This is a genomic window from Polynucleobacter sp. Latsch14-2 (assembly GCF_018881925.1).
Lineage (GTDB): Bacteria > Pseudomonadota > Gammaproteobacteria > Burkholderiales > Burkholderiaceae > Polynucleobacter.
The window spans coordinates 1-21,020 of record NZ_JACVPL010000018.1; the positions used below are offsets into that span (position 1 = coordinate 1).

At 44.9% G+C, this 21,020-nt stretch carries 22 protein-coding genes and 1 pseudogene; 4 read left to right on the forward strand and 19 right to left on the reverse strand.

Going from position 1 to position 21,020, the window contains the following annotated elements:
- Positions 1-540: 540 nt before the first annotated feature.
- The gene (locus tag ICN46_RS10945) at positions 541-1,023 is read right to left on the reverse strand and encodes a hypothetical protein (RefSeq protein ID WP_215290265.1); all 483 of its coding nucleotides are present in this window, start codon (positions 1,021-1,023) and stop codon (positions 541-543) included.
- 335 nt (positions 1,024-1,358) lie between these two features.
- Here ICN46_RS10945 and ICN46_RS10950 point away from each other — a divergent pair, with 335 nt between their 5' ends.
- The gene (locus ICN46_RS10950) at positions 1,359-1,796 is read left to right on the forward strand and encodes a DUF6641 family protein (RefSeq protein ID WP_096673157.1); all 438 of its coding nucleotides are present in this window, start codon (positions 1,359-1,361) and stop codon (positions 1,794-1,796) included.
- 46 nt (positions 1,797-1,842) lie between these two features.
- On the opposite strand, the gene ICN46_RS10955 is transcribed toward ICN46_RS10950, so the two are convergent.
- On the reverse strand, positions 1,843-2,118 hold the full coding sequence (locus ICN46_RS10955; RefSeq protein ID WP_215303927.1) for a type II toxin-antitoxin system RelE/ParE family toxin: 276 nt from the start codon (positions 2,116-2,118) through the stop codon (positions 1,843-1,845).
- A 14-nt stretch (positions 2,119-2,132) separates the two neighbouring features.
- Positions 2,133-2,402, reverse strand: a complete 270-nt coding sequence (locus ICN46_RS10960; protein ID WP_096673161.1) for a type II toxin-antitoxin system RelB/DinJ family antitoxin — start codon at positions 2,400-2,402, stop codon at positions 2,133-2,135.
- A gap of 138 nt (positions 2,403-2,540) precedes the next feature.
- Here ICN46_RS10960 and ICN46_RS10965 point away from each other — a divergent pair, with 138 nt between their 5' ends.
- The gene (locus ICN46_RS10965) at positions 2,541-2,912 is read left to right on the forward strand and encodes a hypothetical protein (RefSeq protein ID WP_216208667.1); all 372 of its coding nucleotides are present in this window, start codon (positions 2,541-2,543) and stop codon (positions 2,910-2,912) included.
- A 506-nt stretch (positions 2,913-3,418) separates the two neighbouring features.
- Here ICN46_RS10965 and ICN46_RS10970 read toward each other — a convergent pair.
- The 9 genes from ICN46_RS10970 to kce form a co-directional block, all read right to left on the reverse strand.
- The gene (locus ICN46_RS10970; protein WP_216208671.1) at positions 3,419-4,786 is read right to left on the reverse strand and encodes an MmgE/PrpD family protein; all 1,368 of its coding nucleotides are present in this window, start codon (positions 4,784-4,786) and stop codon (positions 3,419-3,421) included.
- Positions 4,787-4,830: 44 nt separating this feature from the next.
- Complete coding sequence (locus ICN46_RS10975; protein WP_216208674.1) at positions 4,831-5,820, reverse strand: Bug family tripartite tricarboxylate transporter substrate binding protein; 990 nt, start codon at positions 5,818-5,820, stop codon at positions 4,831-4,833.
- Between the two features lie 16 nt (positions 5,821-5,836).
- Positions 5,837-7,219 (reverse strand): MmgE/PrpD family protein, encoded by a 1,383-nt coding sequence (locus ICN46_RS10980; RefSeq protein WP_216208677.1) that lies wholly within the window; start codon positions 7,217-7,219, stop codon positions 5,837-5,839.
- A gap of 31 nt (positions 7,220-7,250) precedes the next feature.
- The gene (locus tag ICN46_RS10985) at positions 7,251-8,207 is read right to left on the reverse strand and encodes a Bug family tripartite tricarboxylate transporter substrate binding protein (protein WP_216208678.1); all 957 of its coding nucleotides are present in this window, start codon (positions 8,205-8,207) and stop codon (positions 7,251-7,253) included.
- A gap of 126 nt (positions 8,208-8,333) precedes the next feature.
- On the reverse strand, positions 8,334-9,320 hold the full coding sequence (locus tag ICN46_RS10990) for a Bug family tripartite tricarboxylate transporter substrate binding protein (RefSeq protein ID WP_216208681.1): 987 nt from the start codon (positions 9,318-9,320) through the stop codon (positions 8,334-8,336).
- 22 nt (positions 9,321-9,342) lie between these two features.
- Positions 9,343-10,251, reverse strand: a complete 909-nt coding sequence (locus ICN46_RS10995) for an SMP-30/gluconolactonase/LRE family protein (RefSeq protein ID WP_216208684.1) — start codon at positions 10,249-10,251, stop codon at positions 9,343-9,345.
- 9 nt (positions 10,252-10,260) lie between these two features.
- On the reverse strand, positions 10,261-11,157 hold the full coding sequence (locus ICN46_RS11000; protein WP_216208687.1) for an SMP-30/gluconolactonase/LRE family protein: 897 nt from the start codon (positions 11,155-11,157) through the stop codon (positions 10,261-10,263).
- Between the two features lie 36 nt (positions 11,158-11,193).
- A complete protein-coding gene (locus ICN46_RS11005) occupies positions 11,194-11,721 on the reverse strand; it encodes a carboxymuconolactone decarboxylase family protein (RefSeq protein ID WP_216208691.1) in 528 nt (175 codons plus the stop codon).
- Positions 11,722-11,753: 32 nt separating this feature from the next.
- A complete protein-coding gene (gene kce / locus ICN46_RS11010) occupies positions 11,754-12,689 on the reverse strand; it encodes a 3,5-dioxohexanoate:acetyl-CoA acetone transferase (RefSeq protein WP_216208718.1) in 936 nt (311 codons plus the stop codon).
- 245 nt (positions 12,690-12,934) lie between these two features.
- Here kce and ICN46_RS11015 point away from each other — a divergent pair, with 245 nt between their 5' ends.
- Positions 12,935-13,693, forward strand: coding sequence for a GntR family transcriptional regulator (locus tag ICN46_RS11015; RefSeq protein WP_216208694.1), 759 nt, complete (start codon positions 12,935-12,937; stop codon positions 13,691-13,693).
- A 27-nt stretch (positions 13,694-13,720) separates the two neighbouring features.
- On the opposite strand, the gene ICN46_RS11020 is transcribed toward ICN46_RS11015, so the two are convergent.
- Genes ICN46_RS11020 through def form a run of 6 tightly spaced genes read right to left on the reverse strand, consistent with a single transcriptional unit; the run spans position 13,721 to position 20,129 of the window.
- Positions 13,721-14,404: a response regulator gene (locus tag ICN46_RS11020; protein WP_216208697.1), complete on the reverse strand. Its 684-nt coding sequence runs from the start codon at positions 14,402-14,404 to the stop codon at positions 13,721-13,723.
- 2 nt (positions 14,405-14,406) lie between these two features.
- Positions 14,407-16,716: an ATP-binding protein gene (locus ICN46_RS11025; RefSeq protein ID WP_216208700.1), complete on the reverse strand. Its 2,310-nt coding sequence runs from the start codon at positions 16,714-16,716 to the stop codon at positions 14,407-14,409.
- On the reverse strand, positions 16,713-17,294 hold the full coding sequence (locus ICN46_RS11030; protein ID WP_216208704.1) for a DUF4390 domain-containing protein: 582 nt from the start codon (positions 17,292-17,294) through the stop codon (positions 16,713-16,715). The genes ICN46_RS11025 and ICN46_RS11030 overlap by 4 nt, the downstream gene beginning before the upstream one ends.
- Positions 17,291-18,607, reverse strand: a complete 1,317-nt coding sequence (rsmB, locus tag ICN46_RS11035; RefSeq protein WP_216208707.1) for a 16S rRNA (cytosine(967)-C(5))-methyltransferase RsmB — start codon at positions 18,605-18,607, stop codon at positions 17,291-17,293. Before rsmB ends, ICN46_RS11030 begins: the two co-directional genes overlap by 4 nt.
- A gap of 1 nt (position 18,608) precedes the next feature.
- Entirely contained in the window at positions 18,609-19,604 is a 996-nt protein-coding gene (fmt, locus tag ICN46_RS11040; protein WP_216208709.1) for a methionyl-tRNA formyltransferase, read from the reverse strand.
- A 9-nt stretch (positions 19,605-19,613) separates the two neighbouring features.
- The gene (gene def / locus ICN46_RS11045; RefSeq protein WP_216208712.1) at positions 19,614-20,129 is read right to left on the reverse strand and encodes a peptide deformylase; all 516 of its coding nucleotides are present in this window, start codon (positions 20,127-20,129) and stop codon (positions 19,614-19,616) included.
- Between the two features lie 71 nt (positions 20,130-20,200).
- Between def and dprA the strand changes: the two genes are divergently transcribed.
- Entirely contained in the window at positions 20,201-20,872 is a 672-nt protein-coding gene (gene dprA, locus ICN46_RS11050; protein WP_216208715.1) for a DNA-processing protein DprA, read from the forward strand.
- Positions 20,873-20,900: 28 nt separating this feature from the next.
- Here dprA and ICN46_RS11055 read toward each other — a convergent pair.
- Positions 20,901-21,020: pseudogene (locus ICN46_RS11055) on the reverse strand (IS30 family transposase); the annotation flags it as partial.

Sequence of the window (21,020 nt, forward strand, 5' to 3'; positions counted from 1 at the left end):
AGTTTGGCTAAGGTGTTGATAGGTCATGGCTACTTTGACTTGGAGGTCTAGAAGCTTTGGATACTAAAACATCCTTAGCCTCCTTACCTAGTTGTTCAAAGTTGCACTTCGTGGTTGAATCCACCAATAAATAACTGTGTATAAGCGTAATTTCTGTTGTTTAGAAAGAGCAACCGCTTGTTGTAAGTGGTGCTCTTTCAGCTTTTTCAATGACTTACATAAAAAACCAAATCTCTTCACTGTTCTATTTGGTTTTCTTTTTCACTTCTTTTCACTTGCTTTGTGGCTTTTAGACTACGGCTTGCTGTTATCTGTCTGCTAACAGCGCAGCAAGCCCTACAAGCTATTTAAGCGGTTCTCTGCTGTGCTGCTATGTATTCCACCAATTTGACAGCTTGTAGGGCTGATTAGCGGCGGATATGCGGTGAGTAAGCTGCGAAATGGGTACGCAGCACTTAAATTTCTGCGCTGCGGATTTTTTAACTTCTGTTTTTTATCAACCCCACCACTTTTTTACTCACCCCCCCATTGCTTACTACGCTAAGCAGCTAAGTCGTAATTACTGGCAAATAAGTTAGGGCTGCGCTGCCCACTACTTGCGTCCCTACAACTTTTCACCGTTAGCCGCTCTTGTAGCTTTACGTCTTTCTCCTCGTCCAATACCAATAACTTAAAGTCACCAGTATTCAAATTCATTAAAGCAAAGCCAATAACACGAGGCTTCAATAAATTATTGTCAAATCGTTTAATCCAACTACACGCTAAGTCTTTGCGCTGTGCCTCTGTCTTAATGCCCACTTGCTCATAGCACTCTTCTGCGTAAGCCAATAACTCCATATCGTTATCTGTCTTAATGCTTGCTTCCCAATTGGCGTGTGGCACTAAGTCAATTAGGTACTTAATACTTTGCTTATGTAAGTCCACTGTGCCATTCATTATTGCGTTGTGATATTGCCCTTTGCCATATGTCGTACCAAACTTTGGGTTGTTGTATAGGCGTACTGCTATTTCTGTTGTTGTCATTTCATTTTCCTTTTTCTGTTGTTGCGCTGTTGCTTCTTAGTTACAGAAGTGGCGATGCCAAAAGAAGAAGTTACTTGTCTCTGTTGCTGTCACTAAGTCACATTACGGGTAACAGCAGTTACTTGTAACAAGTAACTTGTTTCTTTGTGTCACTACGTAACTGGCAACCAATAGCAACTCCAAAGCAACTCGCACTTTTATTTATCTAAACCAAATAAAACAGTAATAAATCTGGCTTAGAAATATGTGGTTATTAGGTATTTTGGTGAAATAGGTTGTCCATTTGTGGTGAGTGAAATTAACTTACAAACACTCATTAACAAAAGGAGAATGATATGAGCGCAATTGGTAACTTAAAACTTAGCAGCACTAAACGTCCAACAGCAATGCCTGCTGTACAACTACGCCGTAATAAGCTGGCTAAAAAAGTATGGGAGCAAATTCAGTTAGCTAAAGCACAACAAAGCGGCACTACGTTTAGCGTTGTACGTCATAAAACTTTACGCAATGAAGACGGCACAAGTAGAAATGTTGAATTACATAAGCGTGTACGGCAATGGTGGTTTGTAGCGGATAACGGCAAGCTGTGCTTAAACGTCCGTTATGGCGCAAAGCTAATTGAAATTACAAAAGGTAAAAGCACAGTAGAAGTTGGCACAACAACAGAGCTTGTACCAACATTAGAAATTATTAAGGGCGCTGTAGAAGCGGGTGAATTGGACACGCAGTTAGAGCAAGTTAGTGGCGCTGTAGCTGCTGCGTTTAAGCATTAAGCGGGTAAGGGTGCTGCCGTATGCGTAGCACCCACCTCTTATTCAGTTATTTTTTGAATACTTCAGAGTGTGTACCAATGCGCACTAAGTACAACTCTTTTTCAATAATGCGGTAGATAAGCACACAGTCATTGGTAATGTGACAATCCCAAAAATCTTTGTATGTACCGATAAGAGAGTGGTTGGCATATTTTGCTGGTAATGCTTTGCCAGCAATGAGCAAACTCAACACCACCAAATATTCAGAGTGATTAAATTTAGGGCTTTGGACAATCCGCTTAAAGTCTTTGCCGTACTGCGTACTGGTAATAGGAACAAGCATTAAGGTGGCGTCTATTAGCTACGAGCCAATGCTTTATTCATTTCTGCTACGGACTTATGACGTTTTAATTTAGCACGTGTTTTTGGATTTTCAATCTCCTCCATTGCCGCAATAGTTTTTGTATTAGGCACACGCAAGTCAAACGGAATAGTGCCGTCAGTAGCCACACGCTTTAAGAATAGGCGTATAGCGTCGGAGACATTAAGTCCCATTGCTTCAATCACCTCTGCTGCGTCTGCTTTTACTTTAGCGTCAATTCGGCAACGCACGTCTGTAGTTAGCATTTTGTGCTCCTTTTTTTATATGCCGCTATTGTAGCTACAAATTGTAACAACGTCAAATCTATGCCCTAATGCGCTTTTACTGTCGTTTCAACACGACTAAGTAAGCATTTCCAATAAATACATAAAAGGAGAAGTGCTATGCGTATGAATGAATTTATGAAGGACGAGGATAAGAATGAATTGCTACAACTGCTAAACCAATTCTTTGCCAGTAAGTTTGCTGCGCCACAAGTCCAACCCAACCAACCCTCCCAACCTAAACCAACACCCCCGCCTAATAAAGCCATACCCTCACCAGCCTCTGCCCAACCCCCACAACAAAAAGCACCACCCCCACAAGCTAAGCCACCAACCCTTCCGCAAAAACTCCACAACGTACAGCAACGCAAAATGAATGCGCTTGCTAATCGCTATACCCAGTCCGCCTTAAAGCAGCAAGCCCAACCAACTGAAACAGATAAAGTGCTGGCGCTGCGTAACGTAGCGCAGCAAAAGTTTGATAACAAGTAAGTGTCGTTTCAACGCGTCACTTTATCTAAATGCGTTTATGCGCCAAAAGACGGGGTATTAGTGGTGAATATGGCTGTATAAAAAAATATTGGTGACACTGACGACAGGCATAGTAAAAATGGTTAAGCGTTGGCAACGTCACACGTTTTGAAATACGTAATTACGTTTTGCTACGCTACTTTTTATGTGAAGAAATTTTTAACGACTGTAAAAATATTCTGTGATTTTGTTTAGCAAACTTTGTAACTTACCAAACTCTAATCGCCCGCAAAGCCTAATTCTATATGGCTCTGCCGTCTTCCAGGATGCTTTTCAATCCTCTGCTCTACCGACTGAGCTACCAGGCCAAGACTTGGAATTATAAATGAAAGTGTCTGTCAGCCTCAAAAATAGGCAAACTGTAGCTAACTCTATTGATTTGCCAGAAATTCTTAAGGCCCCAAAGGTCAAGTAGCGGCCAGCCTTAGGGGATATTGCGAACCACGCCCTCTAATTTTCTCATCGTTCTATTTCGAATATAGGGGCCTTAGCGATCTGAGGTCCTTAATTCTGTCAATATTCCAAAGGGAGTCCAATAATTCCAAGGAACGTTTTTTGCCCAATATCGGCGCAATCAAATCCAAAGCCTTTTCATTTTCTTCCATAACATTCAGTGGATTTTCAAAGCTGCCTTTAGCTGCCATAGTTTCACCGCGAAGAACTTCACCATTTTTTAAATGAATTTCCATCACGCAACGCCAACGTCTTTGAACATCAGTAAGTGATGGATCGCCTACCGCATGAATCTTTTCGCGGACCTTTAATACCTGCTTATCCTTCATTCTTGCAAAGTCATGCGCCGTTTTAAAAGTTAACTTACGATCAATCATCATGACTGCTAATAAGTGTTGCACTGAAATATCGGGCATGGGCCGATTGTTCACAATTTCTAATTCTTTATCAGGCATCTTTGCAATGACCTTAGCAACATCTGCAGTTTTAAATTCGTACTGCTTAATTAGGTCATTCATGACATGCATTGGCCCTTGAATAGGGCCGCCAATAGGCCAACGCTTAATGGACGCTCTGAGCATTTCATAGCGCTTACCCAAACCATTTGATAGCTCATTACGATCAAATTCTTCAGGTGCAAATGTGTGAAAAAAATCACGCTCACCTGAAAAAATATCTTCCACCCCTGTCCAGCCGCACTTCACCATTAAGGCAGCCTGCAGCCCATTATGAGCCGGCATGCCACCCATTGCATACGCTTTTTCGATATGCTCAGGATCCCTAAACATCGTATACATACCGGCAGTTTGTTGCCCAGTATAAGAAAGCATGTAGCGCACTTGCAAAGGACTTAATCTTAAAAGTGATCCAGCGGCAGCGGCAGCGCCAAAGACTTGCCCTGTTGCACCTGCATGGTGACCTGAGCGCAAATAAGGCATTGGCTTTAGAGAAAGCAAAATCCTAGAGCAAACATCGTAGCCCAATGTTACCGATCGGAGTAACTCAGCCCCCGATAATCTGCCTCGCTCAGCAATAGCGAGAGCAGACGGCACAACACTAGTGCCCGGATGAGTCAGGGACGGTGGATGGGTATCATCGGTTTCGTCTGCGTGCCCAAACATACCGTTAACTAGTGCCGCATTTTGCGCAGTTGTAACGATTTTTGTCCCAATAATGCCGGACTCAGGCTTTCCGCCCATATTTTTAATATAGGCAATCGCCATTTTTCCAGGCTCCAATCTAGAACCAGAAATCATTGCAGCAAAGGTATCAACCAAATGTAATTTAGCTCGTTCAGTAACTTTTTTTGGAATATCTCGCTCTACCGCCTTAGAGATGTAATTACTCAAAGTGAGCATGGTGCTAGAAACTTGGCTTTTCATATGTCCTTTGCCTGCTACGATTAAAAATATTAGTGTTTGATAAATTAATTAACAGAAATTTGGATTTTTTTAACCAAATCAGACCAGGTCTGACTTTCTGTTTTTATTAAGTCTATAAATTCTGCTTGCGAATCAGTTGCTACCTCTAGGCCCTGCTTGGCCATGGCCTCCCTCACTTCGGGCATTTGAATTACTTTTTGAGCAGCAGACTGAAGTGTGGCAACAGCCTTCTCTGGGGTTTTCTTTGGCACGAGCAACCCATACCAAGAGGTAACATTAAATCCGGTGTAGCCCAACTCATCAAGGGTTGGCACATTGGGGGTTAAGGGCGATCGCTTTAAGCCAGTGACCGCTAGCGCTCTTAAACTGCCAGACTTAATATGCGGCATCACAGCTGAGGCACTGCCAAAAGTCAACTGGACCTCATCGCCGAGCACCGCCATGACAGCAGGGCCGCCGCCCTTGTATGGGATATGAACAATATTAATATTGGCTTTATTCTTAAATAATTCTGCAGCAAGGTGAAGTGAGCTACCGGGTCCACCGGAAGAGTAATTGAGCTTTCCAGGTTGCGCCTTTGCAAGCGCGACCAATTGACTAATTGACTGAACTGGCACCGATTGATTGACAACCAAAAAATACTGCGCCGTTGCCAGCAGAGTGATAGGTTGTAAATCACGCTGTATATCAAATGGTAAATTTTTGTACAAATAGGGGTTCATTGTTAAGGCTGTGTTGTAACCCATTAATACCGTGTAGCCATCCGGCTCGGATCTAGTAACGGCTTCAGTTGCAATATTTCCAGCCGCACCCGGACGATTGTCAATCACAATGGGCTGACCCAGTATTTGGGCTAACTTGGGAGCCATAATTCTGGATAGACTATCGGTCCCCCCTCCAGCGGGGAAGGGAAGAATAAATCGTATGGGTTTAATTGGGTAATCAGAGGCAGTCTGCGCTTGCGTGCTCTGACAAGTTAATGCCAATAAAGTCGATAAAAAGAAAAATCTATAAAGGGTGGAGGTTAAATTCATTGTGATCAGAAATAAATTAAAAAGTTAAACATGCCGTTAACTCTCGGATGTCTGCTAACTTCTCAAGGTTTTGTATTAAAGAAATTGCTTTTTCGGTTTTTACTTTATTCCATTTCGCAAAGTCAGCGCACTCTCTAAACTTGTCTGCAATTTCATTTTCAGTCATTGGGTCAGCCTTATTGCCCTTGCCAAAATCAGCCCGCAAAGAAAATGATTGATTGTTGTGCAGAACAATCTCAACATAACTGGTCACAATAGTATGGTGATTTTGTAACTCTTCTTCTGCTGTGAATCCTGTGTAGTTGATGAGAGAAATAATATTCTGTATGTCCTCTTTTTGAACATATTCATCAGTAAATTGATTCAACCCACACTGACGATCAAGCAATAAGGCTGCTAGGCAAAACTCTAAGCTGAATTTGGCCTCTAGCTCTGTTTGAGGGCGATGATGTAAGAGAGTGTGGTGAATATTTTTGCTAGTCTTCAGATTTATTTTTTTGACATCCTTGTGCTGAATATCATGTGTGCGCACCAACTTTTCCATTGCGGTCATTGCTGGGTGGCCAAGACTTCCAGTTGGGTAAGGTTTTAACCAAATGCCGCGATCAACAAAGGACCATGGGTTTCCCAACTTATTGAGCAAGCGCTGCTCCTCAAAGCCGCCGCCCAGCGCCTGAAAAAATCCTCTTTTAGCCTCCAATATGATGGCAGAGGCAGTAAAACCCTTGCGCTGTAGGTCATTCGAAACAATGCCACATTCAGCAGACCTACCAGCATGAAAGGGTTTGACCATGGTTCCAAAATTTTCCTGGAGGCCTCCAGCCTGGCTGGCTGCTATTCCAAGTGCAACTGAAGTTTCTTGTGTGCTCAGGCCATACAACCTAGAAACTGCAGCACTGGCCCCAAGCATGCCACAAGTTCCTGTGGCATGAAATCCATGCAAGATATGGTTGACATGTGTTGCATCAAATAAGCGGCAAGCTACCTCTACTCCAACCTGATAGGCCGTTAGCAGCTGCCGGCCAGAAATACCCCTTGGTTCACCAGCCGCAAGCAGCGCGGCCAATACAGGCGCAGTTGGGTGAATCCCCTGAAAGCGACCGGTTTCAGCCTGCAAAGTGTCGTCATAATCGTCAGCATGTATCGAGGTACCATTCGCAAGAGCGGCAAAGCGTGGGGGAAGCTTTAGGGTCGTGCCTAGTACCGATGACGAACCCTGACAATTGAGATCCTGAAGATAACTCACCACTACTCGAGTGGGCTCCGATACAGACCCCGACAGAGAAACTCCAAGCGCGTCCAGTATTGCTTTTTTTCCTAAAGCCTCTACATCTAGTGGTATCAAAGTCTCATCTAAATGAGACGCAAAATTAGCGACGTAATCGGTTAATGCGGGCATAGTACTCTCGTCTTTTGTTTGATTAGCCCCATTACTCTACTTTAATGTTTGCCTTTTTAGTAATTTCACTAAACTTTTTAAAATCTTTTTCTTGCTGTTCAGAAAATTCTTTTGGATTGAGGCTTATTAATTGATAGCCCATAAGCTTTGCTTTAGCAATGAACTCAGGATCACTAACAATTTTGTTTGTATCAAGATATATTTTTTGAATAATTACAGGCGGCGTTTTGGCTGTTACATGAAAACCATTCCAACCAATAAAAGTCATATTTGGATGTCCCTGTTCTGCAAAGGTTTGCAAATCAGGCAAATAAGGGTCGTGTTTATCCGTACTGACTGCAATGGCTTTTATTTTTCCATCTTTAATTAATGGAAGTACCGCTGACAACGGTGCAAAAATCATTTGCACCTCACCCGAAATTAAGTCAGTAACAGCAGTTGGAAAGTTTTTATAGGGGACATGGGTTAACTGAATATTTGCCTCTTGGTTTAGCATTTCTCCGGCGATATGAGACGGGGTGCCCGGCCCAACTGAGGCATAGTTAAGACCACGCCCACCATTTTCCTTGGTTTTTTTTGCTAGCTCAATAATATCGTTGAGATTAGAAACGGGGAGATCTTTATTCGTGACCAGAATAAAGCTTGATCTCGAGAACATCACCACAGGAGTAAGGTCCTCCAAGAAATTCACTGGCATTTTGGTTCGCGTTGCCTGAAGAATTGGGTAGGCACTTGAAGATAAAAGAATGTAGCTTCCATCGGGAGCAGATTTAGCGACGCTATCAGCTGCCACCATGCCGCCTGAAGCCAAACGATTTTCTACTATCACGGGCTGGCCCCAAGCAGCGCTCAGCCGCTCGCCCAAGAGCCTCGCAATTTGATCTGCTCCTGAACCAACAATAATATGAATGGGCTTATTGGGAAAATCTGCAGCAAGGCCCAGATAACAGTGTCCTAACAACAAAATCAAAATGAACAGTTTTTTCATTTGAATTCCTTACTCCACTAAATACCCACTATTTGACATAGGTTGTGCCGCCCAATCAGACCCTCAACCTATAAGCGTTGAGTGTCTGATATTGAATAAACCTAAAATGATTTAATAATGCGTGCACTACTCTGGTTTAATGCCCATTTCTCGAATGGCTTGTGGCCATCTTTTCGTTTCAGCTTTGACAAAGTCAGAAAATTGCACGGGGCTTGATCCAATAATAGTCATACCAACATCAGAAAACTTATCAACAACTGCTGGCTCAGCCAAATACTTTTTAATCTCTTCATACAAAAGGTTGCGTATGGCCATGGGTGTATTTTTAGGGGCAAACAATCCAAACCACACTTCTACATCAAAATTCATTAAATTCAAATCCTTGTATGTTGGCACACCGGGTAAGCTTGGAATTTTTTGATCGCCACCAACAACAAGCGGAATCAAGGTTCCGTCTTTTATAAAATTGATAACAACGGGAATTGAGGAAAAAGATACCTGCACCTGACCGCTCGCCTGCCCCACAACAGCAGCCGAACCGCCCTTGTAAGGAATATGCGTCAACTTGGTGTTAGTACCCCTCATGAACATCTCCATTGCTAAGTGGGTGCCAGTCCCCGCGCCAGAGGATGCATAATTTAATTCGCCAGGCTTTGCTTTCGCCAGCTCAATCAATTGCTGGACTGATTTAATGCCCGTTGATTTATGTGCAACCAAAACAATTTGCGAACTTGCAATACCTATCACCGGGTCAAAATCCAAAATCGGGTCGTAAGGCACTTTGGTATATAGCGCCAAATTAGTCACATGATTTGGGCCATTAAATAGCAAGGTATATCCATCAGGCGCGGCTTTTGCAACTGCCTCTGTTGCTGCTAGGCCGCCGCCGCCGCTACGATTATCAATAATGACAGGCTGGCCCAATCTATCGGTTAATCTTTGACCAATCAGGCGCATCATGATATCGCCAACAGCTCCAGCAGGATAAGGGACAATAATCTTAATCGGTCGATCCGGATACTTTTGAGCAGTAGCTGAAGAACTCATAAAGAAAGTACAAGTCAATACTAAAAATATTGTCAGTGCCTTTAAATGATAAAAATATTTATTCATTTTGCCCCCTATCTTTTTAAATTTAAAACCGAGTAAGGCCTTTGCTACCAACATGTGTTGCTCGCAATAACAAACCATCTTCGGTCGTGACATACAGGGAATCCCCTTCTTTATCACCAAAGGCGCAATTGGTAGGCAAGCTCTCTGGCAATGGATGCGATCCCTTAATGGAACCATCAGGCGAAAACACATAAACCATTGGCCCTGGACCGCTTTTTTTGCTACCAGCCACCGCAAAAATATTGCCGTCTTGATCTACGCTCAAGCCCTCCGCTCCGCGGTGAACGCCCCTGTAATCCTGCCCGAAGGTGTGGATCACGATAAATGGGCCAACACTGCCATCTTCTTGTATTGGATAAGCCCTAATTTCTCGCACGCCGCCACGCTCATTGCTTGTGTCGGATACATAAAGCGTTTTTTCATCTGGAGAGAGTGCAACGCCGCGTGGGCGATTAGTATCAAAAGTGATTCGCTCAACCTCCCAATGACTTTGTGGTCGAGGGCCCAAATGCAGTCTTAATACAGATTGATGATCTAACATAGGAAACACTTGTGGTCCCGATGCTAATAGCGGATGGTAGCAATCCGTAAACAAAAATCTACCTTTGCTATCGGCCACCACTAGATGAGGATGGTTATGAGACACGCCATGCAATTGAGTTGCGGTGGATGTAGACGATCCATCATTGAGCATGCGAATCACTCTTCTCGAACCCTCCTGACAACCATATAAAGCACCGTCATTACCAAAGGCAATGCCATTGACGCGATTTGTAAACTTTCGCTCAATATTGATTGCGCGCGACTGAGGGTTGAATGAACGAATCGCGTTGTCATTGACATCTGCAAACAACATTTTTTCACCATCCCAAGCCAACCCACCAAGAGGTCGACCACCGGTTTCAAATAATTTTTCAAAGCTCCAGCTCATAATGTTCCCTTAATTAATTTGGACAGGAAGACCTGCAACACCAAGCCTGACCTTGAACACTGAGGTATAGGTTGTAATATATAAACCCTTCCAATCCTCATCTCCAAAGCCTAAATTAGTCGCATGTCCTGGTATTTTGATGCGGCCTAAAAGGTCACCTTTGGGAGAAAACACCTGAATTCCAGCAGGGCCAGTGCAATATACATTTCCCAAAACATCAATCTTCATGCCATCAGCAACACCGGCCTCGGGGCCTGCAAGCTTGCAAAATAATTTTCCGTTTTTAACGCTTCCGTCTGGATTTACTTCATAGACCTTAATTAAATTTTCACGCGTATCGTTGATATACAACAATGACTCATCTGCTGAAAATGCAAGTCCATTGGGATAAACAAAATCTTTAACAACTAAAGTGGTTTTGCCGTCGGGCGCAATACGAAACACCCCGTGGTAATCCATATAGCGCTGAAGATCTTCGCCCTGCATCTCTACATTATTCAGTGCACCGGAGGGATCTGTAAAATAAATTGAGCCATCGGACTTCACAACAATATCGTTTGGCGTGTTTAGTTTTTGGCCATCGTACTCAGTACAAAGAGTGGTAATACTGCCATCGTGCTCAAGTCGCCAGACACGACGCCATGCCCAGCCCGCAACCACTAGGCGCCCCTCCAAATCAAAAGTGAGTCCATCGGCCCTATAGCTAGGTCGCACAACCACTTGACGACCAACCCCTTTTTTATATTTCCAGATGGTGTCACCAATAATGTCCACCCAAAAAAATTCGCCAGTCTTGCTGTTCCAAACAGGACCTTCACCAAACATCAAATCATTCGCAATGACTTCTAATTTGGAATCGGGCGGGACAATCTTGTCAAAGCCCGGAGATACCATATCGACTTCCATCAAACCTCCAAAATGTAATGTTCGTTTAATTGTTAATTAGTGCAATTCAAAGGCAACCAAAAATCTCGAGACTAAGTTGTAAGTGGCAATCGTGCCGATTAAATCGACTAACTCCTGATAGCCGCCCATAGCTTTTTGTGCTAATTCAAAAGTCTCTTGAGACACTTTGACGTCTCTTGTCATCTCAATCGTTAAACGCAAAACAGCAATTTCAGTTGCGTCAAATAGCGCTGTATTTTTAATTGCCCCTTCTAGATCCAGCATAGCTTTACCCTGCTCGGGACTTCCGCCAGCCGCAACAAATAAAGGAAGATGTGCGTTGTATTCATAGTCCGCCTTGTTAACCACTGCTACGGTACACATGGCTAATTCTCTTAGTTTTGGAATGGTTGTGAGATTGTTGCGAACCTTGCCCAAGAAAAAGTTATAGCCCTCAGTAAACGCTGGGCTATACAACATCAAACGGTCTAACTCAGATAATTCGCCGCCACGTCTTTTACGAACCGCATCAACAATTTCTTTAGGTTCTTTTAGGTCTAACGGAACCAGTGGAATACGCGCCATCTTTAATCTCCTTAATCTATTTTTTATTCAATTTATATTCTTACTGCTGCGGAACCTTTTAACTGCAAAATTTGTCGCGCCTCATCAGGCGTAGCCACTTCCAATCCAACGCTTTCAACAATCGCCCTCGCTTTTAAAACCTGCTCGGCATTCGATTGCGCAAGAGTGCCTTTGCGAATCCAAAGACTATCCTCCAGGCCAACTCTTATATTTCCACCCATACCCACACTCATTGCTGCGATGGGAAGTTGATTCCGACCGGCACCTAAAACGGACCAGCGATAATCGTCTCCAAATAATCGATCGGCTGTACGCTTCATATGAACGACATCTTCATAATGCGTTCCAATTCCGCCCAATATTCCAAATACTGATTGAACAAAAAATGGGGGCTTTACAAGTCCACGCTCAATGAAATGAGCCAAGTTGTATAGATGGCTAATGTCATAGCATTCAAACTCAAAACGGATATTATTTTCCCCAAGGGCATTTAATACATACTCGATGTCCTTGAAGGTGTTGCGAAAAATAAGATCTCTACTGCCCTCTAAATACTGGCGCTCCCATTCAAACTTGAAATCTTGAAACCGAGACAGCATGGGGTAGAGCCCGAAATTCATGGAGCCCATATTTAGTGAAGCAACCTCTGGCGAAAATTTTAGCGAGGGCTGAATTCTTTCCTCGATAGTCATGGTGGGAGACCCGCCACTAGTCAAATTCAGCACTGCATTTGTTCTGGCCTTAATTTGCGGTAAGAATTTCTGAAACGCCTCTGGAGACTGATCTGGTTTTCCTGTCTGAGGATCTCGGGCATGCAAGTGAATAATTGCCGCTCCCGCCTCTGCCGCCCCGACCGCGGCCTCAACTATTTCTTCGGGCGTTATTGGTAAATAGGGGGACATCGAGGGGGTATGAATTGCGCCTGTGACGGCGCAAGTAATAATTACCTTGCCCTTTGGGGCTTCCATGCCTTTTAAATCCTGATTATTTTTCAATTTTTATCCCGAAAAATGTATTTATAGGTCTGATGTACCAAGCCAACTCAAATCTAAAATCAGGTGCGAGATTGGTGGTTGATTTAATTGTTTCGAACAAATAGAATAAATAAAACTGATACTTCCTATATATTTATTCGCTTAAATTAAATTTATCAGAGATTTAATTTAATTGTTCGGATAATTAATGTCAACAACTTTGTAAAGTATTTAACACTATGCGCGAAAAAAGAGCATCCTCACTGCGCCACTGGGAGATAGCAGCAATCCTAGAGAAGGACATTAAAAATGGTCTTTATCCGGTGGGAGGTCAACTACCCACAGAAGAGAGGCTATGCGAACTATTTGAAGCAAGTCGCCACAGCGTAAGGGAGGCCTTGGGATATCTTTCAAATATTGGCCTGATCACTAGAAAGCCTCGGGCGGGTTCGCAAGTCATAGCCGCCAGTGCAACCCCCCAACTTGTTCAGTCTGTGGGATCTATTCAGCAACTCTTAAATTATCCCGGCGAGACTAGTAGGGTCATTATTTCCACTAAATATGTCACGGCCGACCACCAATTGGCTAATTTATTGAAATGTGCGCCAGGAGAATCTTGGTTTCACATTCAATCGCTACGCTATCCCAAGGGATCGAGTATGCCCATTTGCTTGACTGATATCTATATCCTGCCGATCTATGCTGGCGTAATAAAACATAAAAAACATGACCTCATTCCAGTAGCGGATCAAATTTTTGAAATGTATGGCGAAAGTTCAGACACCACTCAAATTGATATTGTTGCAACCATTCTCTCGTCTGCTGAGGCGAGCCAACTTAAGGTTAAAAAGGGGAGTCCTGCCTTAACAGTAACTAGGCGCTACACAAACAAAAGTGGCAAAGTGTTTGGGGTGGGAAATTCTGTTCACCCGGCGGAAAGATATACCTATAGCTTTTATTTCAAACGGGATGAGCTATCAAAAACTCCCCATAAGTAATGATGGTTAGCGAAATACGCTGAAGTATTAGCTTTCACCTTTATTGCGAGAGGTATCAATACCCAAAGCCTTCAGCTTGCGATAAAGATGGGTTCTTTCAAGGCCGGTGTATTCAGAAATCTTGGTCATGCTACCGCCCATGATTTGCATCTGATGCTCAAAATAGGCCTTCTCGAAAAGGTCCCTAGCCTCTCTTAGGGGAAGGTCATAGTAGGTCTTGGCTATCCCGCTAATGTATTCGCCTTCCTGAGTAGCTGGGGCCTGCTCTGTAACCACCGGCTTTGAGGCAGCACCATTAGCTGCAGTGGCTTGCGGGACCGCACCCTCTTCAGGATCAAAATACTTTGGAGAGCTTTCAAGTGCCTTGCCAACCGTTTTGAGTAATTTTTGTAGAGCAATCGGTTTTTCTAAAAAATTCAATGCTCCAATGCGGGTTGCCTCAACAGCCGTATCAATCGTCGCATGCCCAGACATCATGACCACAGGCATGGTGAGCTGTCCAGTTTTGGACCATTCCTTTAATAAAGTAATCCCGTCGGTTTCGGGCATCCAAATGTCTAAGAGGACCAAGTCGGGGCGCATTTGCTCACGAATAGTTCTGGCCTGGGCTGCGCTTTCCGCAGCATAAACCGTGTGACCCTCATCGGTGAGGATCTCATGAAGCAGCTCGCGAATGCCCATCTCGTCATCAACCACCAAAATACTAGCCATGTCTACGCCGCCTCTTTTGCTAGGTTCATAAACAAAATTGATACTTGTGCACCGATCACTTCTTCTCCCCGCATACGATTCCGAATCTCTATTTTGGCAGAGTGATCATCAATAATTTTTTTCACTACTGCTAAACCCAAGCCAGTACCTTTACTTTTAGTTGTTACATAAGGCTCAAAAGCTCTTGCCAATATCTTAGCTGGAAATCCAGACCCCGAGTCACTTATTGTTAATCGCACGGCATTTTGTTGGATGCCATTAAGCTCACCATAAGGCACCAACTCCGTTTTAACCTCAACAGACTCGCTTTGGTGTTTGCCCTCTAAGGTGGCATCTTGAGCATTCTGGAGTAGGTTATGTATTACTTGCCGCAATTGTGTTGGGTCACCCATGATGTTGGGGCAACGTGGATCTAATTGGGTGTGCAAAGGGCTGCCCTCGTATAAGCCTAATATTTCTTTGGTCAAAATATTGATGGAGACTGGCTTTAATTGAGGGCTCGGCGTTTTTGCAAAGTCTCTAAAGTCATTCACCATCTCTTTCATGGCTTGAACTTGGCCAATAATGGTTTCGGTGCTGCGATTGATCATCTCTTCTTGTTCTGGGCTCAATTTACCAGCAAGCTTGTGTTGCAATCTTTCGGCGGATAACTGAATGGGGGTCAAGGGGTTCTTGATCTCATGCGCTAGGCGCCGTGCGACCTCGCTCCACGCAATAGAGCGCTGAGCGCTCACCACATCGGTAATATCATCAAACACAACCATCTGCAGCTCTGGGGTTAGCTCCGTGCCACGCACAAACAAAGTCACACCCAATTCATTCTCAAACTCATTGGTGGTGTGGAGCTGAATTTGTTTTTGCCAAACCGGGGACCCCTTGAGTTGATCCTGCTTCCCGCCTTCTGCAACCGCAAGCTTCATAGTGGCGAAGCCTTCCTTTAGTGCCTGCTCAAATTCAATTAATGCAGGAATCTGTCCGAGAGGTTGACCATCCAGCTTAGTAAGGTCTTGGGCAAAAATACGGTCTGCACCAGCATTGCTAGAAACCACATTAAAGGCTTTATCAAAAATACAGACACCGGCCGTGAGGTTGCCGAGCACAGTTTCTAAAAAGGTTTTCGATTCCTGTAACGAAGTACGGGTGTCGGCCAATTGCCGCGTCATGACATTAAATTGGCGTGTCAGCATGCCCAACTCGTCACCGGTATCTAATTCTGGCTTGGGTGATAGATCCCCTTGCGCCACGGCCTGAGTTCCCTTTAACAGCATCAGCAAAGGGCGGGCTAATTGACGTCCCAACATTAAGGCCAAGGTAACCGCAACAAATAATGCAAAAAAGAGCGTTAGGGTTAAAGTTCCCACAAACATTTTGCGCAAACCCGAACGACCCAATGATTTTTCTTGGTAATCGCTATAAGCGGCTTGAACTGCCAAGGTATTTTTTGTAATTCCCTCGGGCACGGATTTAATGAGCTGCAAATACCAAAGCTCTTTTTGATATTGAATGTTCAGGCCAAAGCCACGGCTTGCTAGTGAGCGCTCTTTCGCCAATGGGATAACAGCACGTAAACGATATTGCTGTGGTCCAGTTGCATTTAGCGGCTCATCAATAAACCCAGCGCCATTTACTTTTGCAGCCTGGACCATCACCTCTGAGTTTGGGGGGGACGAAGGGGCAAGCAAAGCACCGGATGCAGCCGTAGCCACAACCATTTGCCGGCCATCAAAAATGGTGATCTCTTGGATGCCGAACTGGTCTCGCAGGCGCGACAATAAAAGTGTCAGCTCAGCAGGACTGGCATGATTTGGCATTGATTGAATCTGGTTTGCAACGATGCGGCCCTCATCCTGCAATTCTTGTAACGAAGCCCCCAGGGTAGCGCGCCCAAGCTCTAAGCCGGCCTCCAAGGCTGATTCGACCTGAACATCAAACCATGTCTCAATACTTCTAGAGACAAACTGCAAAGAAACGCCATATAAAATTAGTCCAGGAACGACACCTACCAAAGCAAAAATCATGGCTAATTTAGCAATCAAGCGCGTACCAAAGCGCCCCTGATACCAGCGAACTGCAATCACAACCACCAAAGTCAAGATAACCAGCGCCAAACAGATACCAATCACCACATTTGCCGCGTAAAGCCAAATGAAGTAGCTGTCAAAAAACTTTGTATTGGAGGATGCAATAGAAAGCATCATGAGTAGGAATAGTGCGAACGTACCAATACCTATGGCGGCCAAAGGCAACGCTCGTTTTTTCCAAAAAGAAATATTAAAAAAACGAGATTGGATCAACGCCTTAGGATTCATCATCGCTTAATGAGGTTTGGCCCATTCGGTAAAAATGGAAAATGCAACCAATCGCTTGAAACATTCCAGTCTCGATTATTCAGTGCATTTATTTGGAATGGTTTTGGCAGCTTGCTGAGGTCCAAGGTCATACGCAGCCCAGCGATGTAGGGTTTGCTGGGGTCGATTTGATTGTTGTCAATAACCCGCCACCCGCCGATCGTACCGACCGCTTGCAAAGCTTCTGAAATTGTTCTTGCAGAAAAAGTAAAGCCCTCTGAAGCAATCCGATACTGCTGAGTTAAGGGCTGATAAGAAAGCCGTGTTTGTCTTTGTGCGAGCGCAGGTTTTTCATCAAACCAATACCAGCGCGAACGCGTCACATCAAACTCCGTCTGAAAATAAAGAACCACGCCCTTTTGAACTGCATCTTCTAGGCCTGGAGAAAGCTCAATCTTAAAAGTAGCATTCAGAAGCCAATCGTTATCCGCCCGCTCCAGCTCTACGGAAGTGATTTTGATCCCTTCCGCACCAGCCGCAACCGAAAAAAAACTCAGCGCAAGAAAGCAGCAAAAGATGAATTGTTTAATTCTTTGGCTCATTGTCCATTTTTCTTAAACAAGGCATAGAAAAAACCATCGTTTATTTCAGAGGGCAAAATCTGCCCGGGAGCGCTTAATCGTACCGCATTGCCGTGCTCGGCTGCAAACCAAACAGCCTGAATTTCCCCCTCCTCAGGGAACAGCGAGCAGGTAACATACAAAAGCAATCCGCCGGGCTTAAGCATCTTCCAGGCTTGGGTCAAAATATCGCGCTGTCTGCGCTGCAAAGACTGCACATCCGCTTCGCGCCTTAGAAATGGTATATCTGGGTGGCGGGATACGATCCCAGAGGCGGAGCAAGGGGCATCAAGCAAAATTTTATCAAAGGGGCGCCCATCCCACCATGCTGCTTTAGATGCATCACCCCGAGTAATTCTGACACCATCAGAGTGCAAACGTAGCCGATCTAGATTGCCCTCAATTTTTCTTAAGCGCTCACCATCCAACTCTAAGGCAACTAAGTTGCAATCAGTAATCTCCAGTAAATGCGCCGTCTTTCCTCCCGGGGCGGCACAGGCATCCAAAATTAGCTCGCCCGGTTTTGGATCAAGCAATATGGCGGCCAACTGTGCGCCCGCATCCTGCACCGATACCGCACCACTGTAAAAACCGGGTAAGTCAGATACCGGGACCGGCTCTTTTAATAAAAGCGCTGAATCCAGCTCAACTCCGCCGACCTCTAAAATTGGCGCCGAAGAAATGCCGGCTTGCGCTAATAGCTCTTGGTAATGAGCGCGATTGTGTTGCCTTACGTTGACGCGCAGAATCAAGGGGGCTCGTTGAGCCTGCTGAATAAGTAACGCCTGCCAAATCTTGGAATAATTTTTCTTAAGACTTGCACGCCACCATGGCGGCACAAACATTGGAATAGGGTCGGGCGGGTAGCGCTTCTCACCCTCTGGGGGTTGCACAATCAAGCTAACCTTGCGCAAAACAGCGTTCACTAGACCCTTGGCATACATGGTCGGCTCGTACTCACTACAAGCTTTTACAGCCTGATCAACAATAGTATGTGCGGCGTAACCCTTGCCATCGTTGTTGCCTTGCAAAAAAAGAGCAATCGCCACACTTAATACATGCTCAACTGGTGCCGGCGGAGTCTTGGGAATAAATTGAACAATCAACTCTTGCGAACGAACCCATTTGCGCAAAGCATCAAATGTAAGACTTTGCACAATAGGTCTTTCATGAGCATCTAGTTGATCTAAAACCTCAGTCAAAGAGCGCCCATCCATCACTTCGCCAATAGCTTGTGCCGAGATGGTAATCGCCTCGGAAAGAGGAAGGCTGTGTGGTGTTTTTTGATCCGACAAATTATTCCTTATGAAAGCGTAATGCTTTCGATGATGCGCCCTGCGCCCGCAAACATGCGAGCGCACTCATTCTTTTGCCTCCTGGCTTTTGCATCTCCAGAACTTCTATCACGCCCTGCCCACACTGAATGAACACGCCATCTTTGCTAAACCCCAAGACCTCGCCAGCTTGCCCAGACTGACTCGAGCCCGCCGAATCCCGCACTCGCGAATTCCAAAACTTAAATTGCATGCTATCGCACTGGCTCGTTGCGCCTGGAAATGGATTGAAAGCACGGATACTACGATCAATTTCTATCGCACTCCGCTGCCAATCAATATCTGCTTCGCCCTTTAAGATCTTCTCTGCATACGTTATACCCTCAATGGCTTGGGGCGTCCTTGCTAACGGTTTTGCATCTGCTATTGCACTTAAGGTCTCTACAATTAATTCGGCGCCAAGTTTCATCAAACGATCGTGCAGCGAAGCGCTAGTCTCTTCACCAGTGATATCAATTTCGCGAACCAATACTGTATCCCCAGTATCTAGTCCTGCATCCATTTTCATAATGCTGACGCCCGTTTTGCAGTCGCCATGTTCGATAGCCCGCTGAATTGGGGCGGCGCCACGCCAACGCGGCAAGATTGAGGCATGGATATTAAAACAACCATGACGCTGATTAAGCTCGGCAATATCCAAAATATCCTGAGGAAGAATGAGTCCATAAGCAACCACAACCATCGCATCAAAGTCAGTTTGAAACAACTGCTGGTAGGCGCCCTCTGCCTCGGTTTGTTTTTCAAGGTCAGCGCTATTCCGTCTCAGAGAGCTCGGCTGTAATACAGGAATATTTTTTTCTAGTGCAAACTCTTTCACGGGGCTGGCCTGAAAATGCATCCCCCTGCCCGCACGGCGATCTGGTTGAGTGAGGGCTAAAACAATTTGATGCCCAGCGGCATCAATCGCGCGCATTGCCTGTGCAGCAAACTCAGGTGTACCAGCAAAAACAATTTTCATTGAAGGCGCTTAGCGCTGCCCCACTAAATCTTTATGGCGCTTTTTCATTTTCAATGAAATCCGATTGCGCTTGAGCAAAGATAAATACTCTACAAACACTTTACCCTGTAAGTGGTCCATCTCATGCTGCAAACATACCGACAACAAACCATCCGCCTCTAACTCGAATTCTTTGCCGTTAATATCAAGCGCCCTCACTCTGATCGTGTCTGGTCTTTCAACTTCATCGTAATACTCAGGAACAGAGAGACAGCCTTCGCGCCAGGATTTTTTTTCAGGGCTAGCCCACACCAATTCAGGATTGATAAATACCATCAACTCATCTTGGTTATCCGAAACATCTATGACAACGATGCGCTCATGAATGTCCACTTGGGTTGCAGCCAAACCAACTCCCGGGGCCTCATACATAGTGTCGGCCATATCGGCTACGATTTTTTTAATGCGAGCATCTACAGCAGCCACGGGTTTGGCAACCTTATGAAGCCGAGGGTCTGGATAGCAAAGAACGGGTAATAAAGCCATATCGGAATTATCCAACAGAGTAATCAGACTGTGCCGATTGTTAAAAAAATTACCAAGCTCAAAATCATTTAATGAACACACCCCAAGTCGCATACAACATCAAAACCGTAAAACGGCAGGATAAAAACTATCCATTTAGGTTAAATGATTTGTACGACCCGCCACAAACGCTCTATATATATGGGAATGTTGAGCTGCTCCAGCAGCCAATGATTGCGATTGTGGGTGCGCGTAATGCCAGCATAAGGGGGATGGAGATTGCTGCAGAATTTGCAAAAGCCCTATCTAAAGCTGGGCTTGTGGTGGTATCTGGCTTGGCACGAGGCATTGACGGCGCCTCACATCGTGCCGCCATTGCGACGCGGGGAGGGACCACTTTGGCTGTTTGTGGAACCGGGCTTGATATTACCTACCCGAGGGAGCACACCCAGCTTGCCAGCGTTATTAGACAAAGGGGGCTGCTCGTCTCTGAATTCTCGCCCGGCATAGGACCAAAGCCCTTTCATTTTCCTAGGCGCAACCGCATCATTGCAGCCCTTGCATTGGGCGTAGTGGTTATTGAGGCGGCAGATAAATCGGGCTCATTAATTACGGCCCGGATTGCTGCAGAGCTTGGGAGGGAGGTTTTTGCCCTTCCAGGACCCATCGATAACCCCCTCTATCGAGGCTGCAATCACCTTATTCAGGAGGGGGCCAAACTTGTTTGCTCTCCAAGCGAAGTCCTTGAAGATTTATTGCTTTAGGAAAAAACCCTATTTAAATAGCGTAGATTCAAACACGAAGTGCAACACGGTTTAAAGATTGATTAAAGACTTCATTGGGGGTTTTAAATCCTAATCGTTTTCTAGGTCGGTTGTTTAATCGGTCTTGGATCATTCTAAGCTCTGCATC